This is a genomic window from Hydrocoleum sp. CS-953 (assembly GCF_002260545.1).
In the GTDB taxonomy this organism is placed as follows: domain Bacteria; phylum Cyanobacteriota; class Cyanobacteriia; order Cyanobacteriales; family Microcoleaceae; genus Trichodesmium.
Window position 1 is genome coordinate 1 of the sequence record NZ_LGSU01001376.1, and the last position, 11,495, is coordinate 11,495.

Consider the following 11,495-nt stretch of genomic DNA (forward strand, 5'->3'; position numbering starts at 1 on the left):
CCCCATCACCCCATCCCCCCATCTCCCAATCAACGCAAACCCGCACAAATGAACCCACTCCAATATTCGGGATGCTCGAATGGATGCTCTTGTTGACAGACTGCTTTTAATCGTTGATCTCTAGTTCTCAATATCCGCTCTTCCAACCGCTCCCGCTTCTCATATTCTGCCTGCAACTGTTCATACTCTGGAGCATTTTCCGCACAACCATCGCGCTTTTGTTTTGCAGCGGCTGTCTTCTGAGATGCTAGCTGTAATTTTTCATTCAGCAACTGCTCTAACTCTTGATAATATTCCCTCTCAAACTCCTTCCCTGTTAAATGCCGTAAATCTTGTTGAGCTTTTTGCAACGCTTGGGGACGATTCCAACCTGCTTTTCGTTTTTGATGATAAAATAACGAAAACAATGATGTTGCCAAGTCATCTACTGCCCACAAGGAGCTAATAACACCCCTGGCACCAGCACATAAAAAACCTGTATTTAAAGTCATGGTATCATCGGTGATTTCTGTGGTACCGAGATTGGTTTCGCAGCAGGAGAGGAATACTTCGTCTAAGTCGGGGAAGCGGAAGGCGGGAGATAATAAGTCGCTCAATGTAATCCTGCCATCAGCTAAGATTAATTCAGACTCCAGACTGTTGTCGAAGCGAGATTTGGCGTGATGACTGGATAATAATCCTTGTACTTGCTGTAATAATTGTTTGTAGGTGCTGACGGTTGCTGTGGTGCCTTGGAGATATTTATCGGTGGCAACGTTATATATTTGTGCGACTTTTTGAGCTTCAAAACTGCTGCATGGCAAGTCTTCTTGGGTATCTTCGACGATGCCATAAGCGGGGGGTTGGGTGGATATGGGCGGACGTTGGGTGCAGAAGTCGAGGGTTTGGCAGCTAGACTCGGTGCGGATGAGGAATTTATCGCCGAGATATTGGTTATCTGCTAGGGGTAAGGCGGCGAAGGGTATTTGATGTAAGTACAAGTGGGGTATGACGATTAATTCTTCGATGCCTGTTAATTTCTCTACTAATTTATCTAACTGCAACCGCTGACTAATTTCTTTGAGGTTTGATGGCATTTGTTGATGCCAGTCATAGGTATAAATTAGCTGTTTTTTTAATTTTTTAAATTCCTCTTTATTTATAGATCGGCGACTGCCATCTTTGAATAAAATCCCTACTGGCTGATTTTTTACCTCTACAGAAGCGATCGTATTGGGGTCACATCCCAACAACTTTGCCGCGACTATTGTCGGTATAGAGGGGCGATCGCTCTTAGGCTGCCCAGACCAAACATAAGGCTGGAAACAGTTTTCAAGCAACCACGTTTGCAACTGATCGTAACCTTGCCCACAGCGATGCAAATCTACGTTATCGCCTACTAGGATAAAAGCGTAGGTGTCTTCGTCGGTGCTAAAAAAGCTGACAAGAGCAGTAGTGGGGTTATCCTGCACCAGATTTTGCAATTGGGCAAATTCTAAAGGGGTTACTGCTAAACCTTCTGCTAATACTCGGTCTAATTTGCGAATTTTGCCGTAAATTTCCTGTTTTTCTGCTTCTAAGGTCGTAATGCGGTCGTTCCTTGCTTGCCAGGAAGCGCTAATTTGTCTAGAGTTGGCAGCACCTACCAATTCTTGCTTGTAGTTGCGGGATTCATTATTAAATCGTAAATTGTCTATTTGTCTTTGTTTCTGTTCATATTGCTGTAATAACTCAGCGACTTCTGGAGGCATTTCTTCTTGATAATAGACATCTTTGCCGTACATTAAATCGACTAACTGGCGGTTGCGAGATTGTTCGGCGTATGTTAATGCTTGAGGGTATTGCCCAGTATTGACGAAGCATTGGATGATATTAGCATAGACACGGATGGCATTTTTGAGGATTTCTTGGCGGCGATCATCTGTTTGTCCTGCATTTCTTAATATTTCTGTGGCTTCTATGGCTTGGGTGTAAGCTGCAATCGCGTTTTGCCATTTACCTTGAGTGAAGTGGAGGTAGCCTAGATTTCCGGCATTTCTAGCAGATTCTACAGGCATTGTTTTGGGAGTTGCGATTTTTAGGGATTCTTGGAAGTTGGTAATTGCGCGATCGTATTCCCCCTGGGAATCGTAAGCACTACCCAAATTACCCAAAAAACTGGCTTCTCCTTGACGGTCTTTGATTTCTCGCGAAATTTTTAAAGACTTTTGATAGAACTCAATTGCCGATTCGTATTGGTCTAGGGAACTACAAGCAGTGCCCAAATTATTGAAAGAATCTGCTTGTCCTCGAGGGTCTTTAATTTCTAGCGCAATTTTTAAAGACTGTTGAGAGAAGCCTTTCGCCAGTTCATATTGCCCTAGGGAACTCCAAGCAGCACCTAAACCACGGAAAGAATCTGCTTGTCCTCGAAGGTCTTTAATTTCTAGCGCAATTTCTAAAGACTGATGATAGCACTCTATCGCCTGTTCATATTGCTGTAGGGAACTGTAAGTACTACCCAAATTACCCAAAGAATCTGCTTGTCCTTGACGGTATTTGATTTCTTGAGCAATTTCTAAAGACTGTTGATAGAGATCTATCGCCTGTTCGTATTCCCCTAGGGAACTGTAAGTACTACCCAAAACAAGCAAACAAATTGCTTGTCCCCGACGGTCTTTGATTTCTTGGGCAATTTCTAAAGACTGTTGATAGAGATCTATCGCCTGTTTGCATTGCCCCAGAAAATTGTAAGCAAGACCCAAATTACCCAAAGAACGTGCTTCTCCTTGACGGTATTTGATTTCTCGTGCGATTTCTAAAGACTGTTTATGGCGCTCTATCGCCTTTTCGTATTGCCCCAGGAAATTGTAAGCAAGACCCAAATCACCCAAAGAACGTGCTTCCCCTTGACGGTCTGTAATTTCTCGTGCGATTTCTAAATGTCGCTGGTGGCACTCTATCGCCTGTTCGTATTGACCCAGGGAACGGTAAACACTACCCAAACTACCCAAAGAATTTGCTTCCCCTTGACGGTGTTTGATTTCTCGTGCAATTTCTAAAGACTGTTTATGGCGCTCTATCGCCTTTTCGTATTGCCCCTGGGAATAGTAAGCATTACCCAAACCACTCAAAGAAACTGCTTGTCCTAGAGGGTATTTGATTTCTTGAGCAATTTCTAAAGACTGTTGGTGGCACTCTATCGCCTGTTCGTATTGACCCAAGAAATCGTAAGCACTACCCAAATTACTCAAAGAATTTGCTTGTCCTAGAGGGTCTTTGATTTCTCGCTTAATGGCTAAAGACTGTTGATAGGAATCTATCCCCCGTTCGTATTGCCCCTGGGAACAGTAAACACTACCCAAATTAGCCAAGGAAACTGCTTCTCCTTGACGGTCTTTGATTTTTCGGGCAATTTCTAAAGACTGTTGGTGGAACTCGCTCGCTCGTTCGTATTGCCCCTGGGAACAGTAAACACTACCCAAACCACTCAAAGAAACTGCTTGTCCTAGAGGGTATTTGATTTCTCGTGCAATTTCTAAAGACTGTTGGTGGGACTCCATCGCCCGTTCATATTGCCCCAGAGAATAGTAAGCATTACCCAAATCACCGAAAGCATTTGCTTGTCCTAGAGGGTCCTTGATTTCTCGTGCGATTTCTAAACGTCGCCGGTGGAACTCGATCGCCTGTTCGTATTCACCCAGGGAAAGGTAAACACTACCCAAATTACCCAAAGAATTTGCTTGTCCTTGACGGTCTTTGATTTCTCGATAGATGGTGAGAGTCTGTTGCCAAGATTGGAGGGCGAACGGAAATAGGCTGATTTGATACCACCTAATTCCTATCTGGAACAAAGCATCTGCGGTCTGCTTTCTAGTTGTGAGAGGCATTTGAGAACTGCCGAGCAACTCCCCCAGTTGCAGGGTGAGATTGAAAAGAAAGTTGGCACGATTGGGGTTATTATTGTCCGCGAGGTCTTCTGCTGCCTCCGCCATTATTGGCAATAATCCCGGTACAATTAATTCTTGATTGTTACTCAAAACTTGGTTAACTTCTTCCCAATTATTACAGGTAAGCAATTGCCATAATTGCCATCTTAAGATTAAGTTGATAAATTCTTGCTGCATAGTGATATCAATCCTAGGAAAATACTGGTAAAAAATGAGTTGTGGTTAAGGAAAATTAACCCAACAAATATAGGCTTTTATTAGGTGGGGCTACCCCTTAACCCAATTTGCAGTATTACGACTAATTATCCGGATTTAATACTAATTGTTCTTAATATTTAATTGTTTCTAATATCCGCCACTCTTTTACCGTGGAGCAAGTTTATTTCAACCTCTTAGTTATCTGGACTTATGAATACAACAATTGACAATACTATACTTGCCTTTTTATTAGCTTTGAAAAACCTCAAAAACTCACTTAGCGAAGACGAACGGGAGGAATTAGCAGAGGTGGGCCAACAACTGCAATTAAACCCCAACGACTGGGACTTCATAGAAGACGATTTAATGGCCATTATTCAAGCCAATGATGCCTTAAGCCAACTATATCAACAGGCCAAAGTCAAACTAGATGCCTTGGATAGCCCACTTCCCTCCGACTTGCTACCCACCAGCGCAGAATTAGAAAATGTTCTACCCCCAGAAAGTGAAGGTGGAAGACGCGCCTACTTTGAAGGGGAACCAGACGAAAAAAGCAACGAAATCGATAATACGGTAGTCGTCATATTAACTAATCCAGAACCGACAAAAACCACCAAAAAACTCACCAGTCTCGAAAAACTCTGGCAATTTCTTAACCAGCCTATTTTAAAAAATGACCAGAAAACTTAGTATTTCAAGCCTTCTACTTCAGTAGAAAGTATTGTTAACTGATAACTGATAACTGAAATGGCTGACTTCATTTACCCCAACCTATTTCTATTTCTTTACGACCTCCGAGAAGGTTTAGGAGAAAGCAAAGAAGACTTAGAAAATAATCGCAAAATATTTGCCTCCAAATTACCCGAATATCTGCACAATTCCCTATTTAATCTCGACACCGTAATAGAAACCGAATACCTCGAACTTTTGACACAAAGAATTGAGTATTTTCGCGACGACATTCCCGACGAAGGCTATTATTATCCAGTCCGACTCAATGATACTTATGGACTACTAATAGCCGCTTCCTTTCCTAACAATAAAACTCGTCATCCCACCAACAGCATCGCCCAACTAAAAAACCAAATCGAAGCCAAACTCAAAGATTCATCGGGCAAAATTCAAACAGGAAATCTCGGACAAACTTGGTTAGTTTTAGCCGAATTAGCTAACAACAAAAACCCAGAAGAAATCGCCAAACAATGCTGCCAAACATTAAATCTTGGCTTCGACTGGGAAAAAGATTTGCCAGGTCAAGGAAAACTGTTAGGAGGAACAATCTTTGAATTACGACAATACGGCATTACCATGTCAGAAAATATAGATTTTTCCTCACCACCAACTATTGAACAAATCCAGACAAATAATCATCTGATAATTTCTCTCTATCCCAACGAACAAACAGCCAAAAAAGCAGCAGAATTTAACTTTGATTTGCTCCGTTTACTTTGTTACCGCCACAAAATTTTGTGGGCTTATGCTCAGAGTCGCTATCTGAAAGAATTACTCAAAAAAGATGCCGTAAAAATTCAACAATATATCCAAGAAATCCAGAAACATCAAAACCCTAGTTTAAATCTCAAACTACTAAAGGAAATATTAGTAAAATCTCAAAAAACTTTATATAACTATTCAATTAATTTAGGCTATTTCGACAGTCAAATCCGCACCATAGAAATTAATCTGCTCAACTACCAAAGACGCTTAGATAGAATCAGAGAAAAAGCCACATCAAAAGCCCTGGAAAATCTCTTACCAGAAAACATTCCCACTCCAATTTCCCAACTTTCCAAACTAACAATAAATGGAGAAGATATTTCTTCAATATTAGCTCGTTTGATAACTACCCCCGGAGTCACAACCGACCTCAAATTTCTCGAAAAATTCCCTCAAGAAATAACCGAAAAATATCTGCTGCAAATGCAAAAAGACTATGCCAACCTTAGCCCCAATTTAAAACTATTAGAAGACCTAATAAACTCCATTCGTGGCATCACAGAAATAGAACAAGCAGAGAGCGATCGCAACTTTCAAGAACTTGTCGCTATTATCGGTGTGGGATTAGGTGCGGGTGCCAGCGTTGCCTCTATTTCTGGTCATTTTCCTTATGTCAATAGTAGTACCAGAGCTAGTCATCATCCAGTAGGCAAGTTTCTGTCTAAATATTCAGTACCCGAACCCTGGTTAGCAGGAGGAATCTCAATTATATTGAGTTTGGGTGCCAGCGTTATTGGTATAGTGGGAGTTAAACTATGGTGGAAGATAGCCAAAAAATGGGAGCAACGTTCTCGGCGATGACTGAAAATATTAGAGTAGTAGCATATTTTATTTTGTGGGTAAAGAGCGAGTCAATGAAGACCTCTCCCCCAGCCCCTCTCCTACAAGGAGAGGGGAGAAGCTCCCCCTTCCCTTGCAGGGAAGGGGGTCGGGGGGTTAGGTTTTTACCCAACCTACATTAGAGGGCGAATGCCATTCGCCCCTAATGTAGGTTGGCATTGCAGAGCAATATTGCCCCATCTTTTTGTATTAAAAATAGCAGAAAAAAGACAAATATTGCTCCACAGAACCTAACTTAAATTAATGCTCAAAAATATCTTTATACTGCAATAAATCTAATCCCACAAATACGGGCAAACATTCAAAACATTGCTGTGCTAACTCCCATCTTTCCTCACGTTTTAACATCCCAATTAACTTCTCCCTAACACTCAATAAATACCGCACATCATTAGCAGCATAACTCAATTGTTCCTCAGTTAAATTAACTGCATTTCCCCAGTCAGAACTTTGAGCAGATTTATCTAATTCTACTTTTTCTAACTCCATTACTAACTCTTTTAAACCATGTTTTCCTGTATAAGTTCGTGCTAACTTACTAGCAATTTTGGTACAGAAAATAGGGGAAACTTTTATATCTAAATGATGCTGCAACATTGCTACATCAAATCTGGCAAAATGAAATACTTTAACTATTCCAGTTGCTTCCATTAATTGTTTTAAATTCGGTGCTGCTTGTTGCCCTTTTTCAATACGAATAGCTGTAACTTTGCCTTGAGAGTCGCATAACTGGACTAAACATAAGCGATCGCGAGATGGTAATAAACCCATTGTTTCTGTATCCACTGCAATACTATCTGCTTGCAAATAATCAGATAACATAGTTTCAGTTAAATCGCGATCGCACACTTGAAAATCACTCATTGTTCACCTGATAATTACTAATATTTTTTCAGACTTAGCAATTATACCTTAGTAGGCTAGTAATTTGGAACCTACCACCAACCCTATATGACTAAAGTCTTTACTACAAACGGGCGATCTACTAAAAGAGCGATCGCCAGATTCCCCTACATTAACTCCGAAGCTTTAAGTCTTCCTTGCAAGGGTTCATACTCATCCTCCAGCAACCAAAACTGAGCCTCATCATAATTATCGCTCTTAAAGATGAGACGATAGCCCTCAGCCGGATCGTAAACGTGACACCTTCCATCTGAGGCACCGAGCAACAAAAGCAGATAAGGAGGAGACAAAGCAGGATCTATCCATACCTCGCTAAATTGCCAATTATCTTTCACTAGGTCGAGTTCTGGGGATAACATGGTATTGGTTTTTGTCATTAATTTTGATTTCGCCATAATAAAGTGCAATGCGACTACCGTCAGGACTAATTCTATAATCAATGGGTTCTACAAACAGCATTCCATAGCGGTCATAACCCCTAACGGTATCAGTAAACTGCTTCATAAAACCGATATAAAACGTCATAATGTGACATTTTAATGTTTACTTCCTGCTTTCCTACGGAATGCTACGCAAACAACTGAGGCCGTCGGCGGTTACTCATCCACAAGCATTCACGGTCAAGCCGACCGCATCTCTCAAATTTATACTGGCGTTTAAATCTCAATAAGATTGACAACCCACACTCTGGGCAATCATAAGTTCTCAGATTTAATGGCATATCTTGAACGTGACCACAGTTTGAGCAAGTCTTTGAGGATGGGAAAAATCTATCAATGACTACCAACTCAGATCCGTACCATTGACACTTATATTCAAGCTGTCGCCTAAACTCATAAAATCACTATCTGCTAACTGATTTTAGCTAGCTTATGATTGGCTAACATCCCAGATATATTTAGGTCTTCTATTGCAACAGTGCCGTGGTTTTTGGCTAAGTATGTTGTCAATTTATGAAGTGCATCTTTGCGGATGTTAGCTACTTTGGTGTGTAGCTTGGCAATTTTAAGTTGTGCTGCCCTCCAGTTAGCAGAGCCAATTATTTTATTGCGATTAATATATTGTAATCTCGAAAGCTTGGCTTCAAACTTACGGTAAGACTTTACACTTTCAAAAAGTTTCCCATCACTTAAAGTTGCTAATGTCTTTAGACCTAAGTCAACACCTACTACATCAATAGTTTTAGGTGTTGAAGTAGGAGTGAATTCATAGCTTAAGCTTAAGTACCAATCACCTGCTTGCCTACTAATGGTTATTTTTTTAGTTGTTGCTTCAATTGGTTCATAAGTTCTGACAACACCAATAAAAGGTAATTTGTGATTCCAACCATTTAGTTCTATCGGTTTCCCACAATTATCTATGGTGAATGAATCATGTTTACCTTTCTTCTTAAATCTTGGGTGTTTACCCAACCCTTGTTTGCGAAGCATTCCGAAGGAAAAGAACCTCTTAAATGCCTCACTTAAGTTGATGAAAGCGTATTGATAAACTCTAGAAGACAAGTTTTTCATCCAAGGATAAAGAGGTTTTGTGTGATTGGTAAAAACTTCTCTGAGTTTACGGGTATTAGGTTTACAACCATCCCTGTAAGCTGCATTCCACAAACTTAACCCCCAGTTGTAACACCATCTGCTATAACCTGCGTGTTGAGCCATCAGGCTTTTCTGCTTATTATTCAGTTTGAGCTTAGTTCTGATGGATTTCATTTATGCGTATTGGCAGTATAATGGTATGCTTTTTAACGTATTATATCGTTATTCTTTGATTAAGTCAATTCTCTCCTCTTTCAATTATAGTCCGAGCAACCTGGTTCATAGTAGCTTCATCGTTAAATACATGAGCCGCACGTCCTTTTCTCAAAAGTCTTTGCATTTGAGGAGTATCTGGCAAATGCTTGGCAACCTGTGTGGAGTCAAGAACAATTGGACGATTAATTCCGCTCATTTAATTCGTTAATTGGTTTTTCTTTTAACAATTATACAAGATAAGTCACTCTTTCAATTTTCCAAAAAAGCGATCGCCATCCCCAACTTCTTCTATATCAAAATCAACCCACTTTGAATCTCCGACTCTGTTACCCCTAGCACAATAGCAATTAAATCTCCATCCACAAAAATTCCTGTACCTCGATCCGTACCTACAGAAGCAGGTCCTAAAACAATTCCATCACCACCAAATGCAATCATTCTATCATTTTCTAAATTATTCAGATCGGTAATTATTGCATAGTCGCTACTACCAGCAAAACTGTAAAATGCAACATTACTATTACCTAAAACAAAGGTATCAGTTCCGGCACTACCTGTCAAAAAATCAATCTCATTTTCTCCAGACTCACGACCTGCACCAATAATAAAATCGTTACCCAATTCCCCAATAATGGTATCATCGCTTAGGTCTCCACTAAGAGTATCATTTCCCCCACCACCATCAAGAAAATCATCATCCTTACCACCAAATATTAAATCATCACCCTCTCCTCCACTCAACTCATCATTACCCAACTCTCCTAGGATAAAATCTAAATCAAAACCACCATCAATTAGATCGTTACCTTTTCCTCCACGAATAGTATCATTACCTGAATTACCCTCCAAACGGTCATTATCTCTGTTGCCGAAAATAATATCATTACCTTCATTCCCAAAAACACTATCATTAGCTTCATTACCAAAAATACTGTCGTTTCCTATTCCACCTTCTAGGCGATCGCTATCTTCATTCCCCAAGATAGTGTCATTCCCTAAATTCCCAAAAATACTATCACTGCCGACATTACCGCGAAGACTATCATCACCATCTCCCCCATCTATTTCATCACTACCTGTATTACCCCGGATAGTATCATTGCCTTCACCACCAGCCAGAATATCATTATCTTCATTCCCCAGAATACTATCATTACCACCTTGCCCGTCAATAGTATCTATTCCGACATTGCCAAAAATAGTGTCATCATCTATTCCTCCAACAATACTATCACTTCCTGAATTACCAAATAGACTATCATTAGCTGCTTGACCATCAATAGTATCATTGCCACCAAGACCAAAAATGGTATCACTGTTAAGGGTACCTTGAATAAATTGAGGAGTATTATTACCAATAATTGAACCGGGTGGAAATTCTCCATCGGGGAGAAAAGGAGGCTGAGTCGGAATATTTACACCATCTACAATGCTAGAACTATTAACATCTATTCTACCATTTTCTAAGGTGACAGAACCAGAAATTGTAATAGGTTGATTTGGCTGTAAATCTAATGCTATGGCATTAAATTCATTTAATAAATTAACAAAGTATATTTGACCGTTAGAATTGAGAATAAATTGATTATCATTAACGACAAAACCAGCAGTTCCAGAGATAGTTTGTTGACCGACAATTGGTGGTGGTGGTCTTGTACCATCTTGATTAATTAGAATTGTATTAATTAGGTTCAGTCGATTATCTTCTATGTTAACAAAACCTGTTACTCTAACTGACTGACCAACCTGTAAACCTAAGATTGAAGTATTAAGTTCATCTATCAGGTCAACAAAGAAGTTTTGACCATTATCTGCCGTCAGAATAAAAGTATCGTTACCAGTAATAGAAAATATTGTTCCTGCTATTTCTGTTAATGTTAATTCTAACTGGGAGATGGTTATAATGGTTGTCATTTCAGTTATCAGTTATCAGTTATCAGTTATCAGTAACTCAGACTGAAGTCGGAGCCAAGAAAATCCGAAATTTCCTTTTTATCTCCTTTAAAAGGGAGGCTATTGACCTTATTTATTGGTCATAATTTATTATTTTAGTTTACCCTCTTCTAAAACTTTTGTAGGGAAGTTCTATAAAACCTCCCTACTATTTTTATTAGGATATATTTTGTAGACGTAAAATGAGAATCAAATGTTTCATCAACTCTCAAATGATAGTTCATTATTGTAGGGTGCGTATTTAAGGCTAAAATTTTACTTGTGAAAGGTATTTAGCAATCTGTCGTAACGCACAATTTTAGTTGTGTTAGTCTACTGCTATTTTTATCAAAATAATTAGGTCTAAAATATCACATTTTAAGGCGAAATGTTTTTATAGGATTGCTCAAAATATCCATGACAAAAATAAATCATGAATTATTAATTATTAATTACAGTCATTCTAAAT

General features: G+C 39.6%; 8 protein-coding genes and 1 pseudogene. 2 read left to right on the plus strand and 7 right to left on the minus strand.

What is annotated here, in order from left to right:
• Nucleotides 1-29: 29 nt before the first annotated feature.
• On the minus strand, nucleotides 30-4,085 hold the full coding sequence (locus AFK68_RS26765) for a CHAT domain-containing protein (RefSeq protein ID WP_094676588.1): 4,056 nt from the start codon (nucleotides 4,083-4,085) through the stop codon (nucleotides 30-32).
• 231 nt (nucleotides 4,086-4,316) lie between these two features.
• Here AFK68_RS26765 and AFK68_RS26770 point away from each other — a divergent pair, with 231 nt between their 5' ends.
• Entirely contained in the window at nucleotides 4,317-4,796 is a 480-nt protein-coding gene (locus AFK68_RS26770) for a hypothetical protein (protein ID WP_094676590.1), read from the plus strand.
• A gap of 57 nt (nucleotides 4,797-4,853) precedes the next feature.
• Nucleotides 4,854-6,404, plus strand: a complete 1,551-nt coding sequence (locus AFK68_RS26775) for a hypothetical protein (protein ID WP_094676592.1) — start codon at nucleotides 4,854-4,856, stop codon at nucleotides 6,402-6,404.
• Nucleotides 6,405-6,683: 279 nt separating this feature from the next.
• On the opposite strand, the gene AFK68_RS26780 is transcribed toward AFK68_RS26775, so the two are convergent.
• The 6 genes and pseudogenes from AFK68_RS26780 to AFK68_RS26800 form a co-directional block, all read right to left on the minus strand.
• Entirely contained in the window at nucleotides 6,684-7,307 is a 624-nt protein-coding gene (locus AFK68_RS26780) for a ribonuclease H-like domain-containing protein (RefSeq protein WP_094676594.1), read from the minus strand.
• 146 nt (nucleotides 7,308-7,453) lie between these two features.
• On the minus strand, nucleotides 7,454-7,723 hold the full coding sequence (locus AFK68_RS26785; RefSeq protein WP_094676596.1) for a hypothetical protein: 270 nt from the start codon (nucleotides 7,721-7,723) through the stop codon (nucleotides 7,454-7,456).
• Nucleotides 7,671-7,871 carry a hypothetical protein gene (locus AFK68_RS26790; RefSeq protein ID WP_094676598.1) on the minus strand — a complete coding sequence of 67 codons (201 nt, stop codon included), beginning with the start codon at nucleotides 7,869-7,871 and terminating at the stop codon, nucleotides 7,671-7,673. Before AFK68_RS26790 ends, AFK68_RS26785 begins: the two co-directional genes overlap by 53 nt.
• Before the next feature lie 75 nt (nucleotides 7,872-7,946).
• Nucleotides 7,947-9,052: pseudogene (locus AFK68_RS26795) on the minus strand (RNA-guided endonuclease InsQ/TnpB family protein).
• Nucleotides 9,053-9,116: 64 nt separating this feature from the next.
• Nucleotides 9,117-9,290 (minus strand): hypothetical protein, encoded by a 174-nt coding sequence (locus AFK68_RS37440; protein ID WP_168186676.1) that lies wholly within the window; start codon nucleotides 9,288-9,290, stop codon nucleotides 9,117-9,119.
• Nucleotides 9,291-9,382: 92 nt separating this feature from the next.
• Complete coding sequence (locus AFK68_RS26800; RefSeq protein ID WP_094676600.1) at nucleotides 9,383-11,008, minus strand: calcium-binding protein; 1,626 nt, start codon at nucleotides 11,006-11,008, stop codon at nucleotides 9,383-9,385.
• Nucleotides 11,009-11,495: the final 487 nt, after the last annotated feature.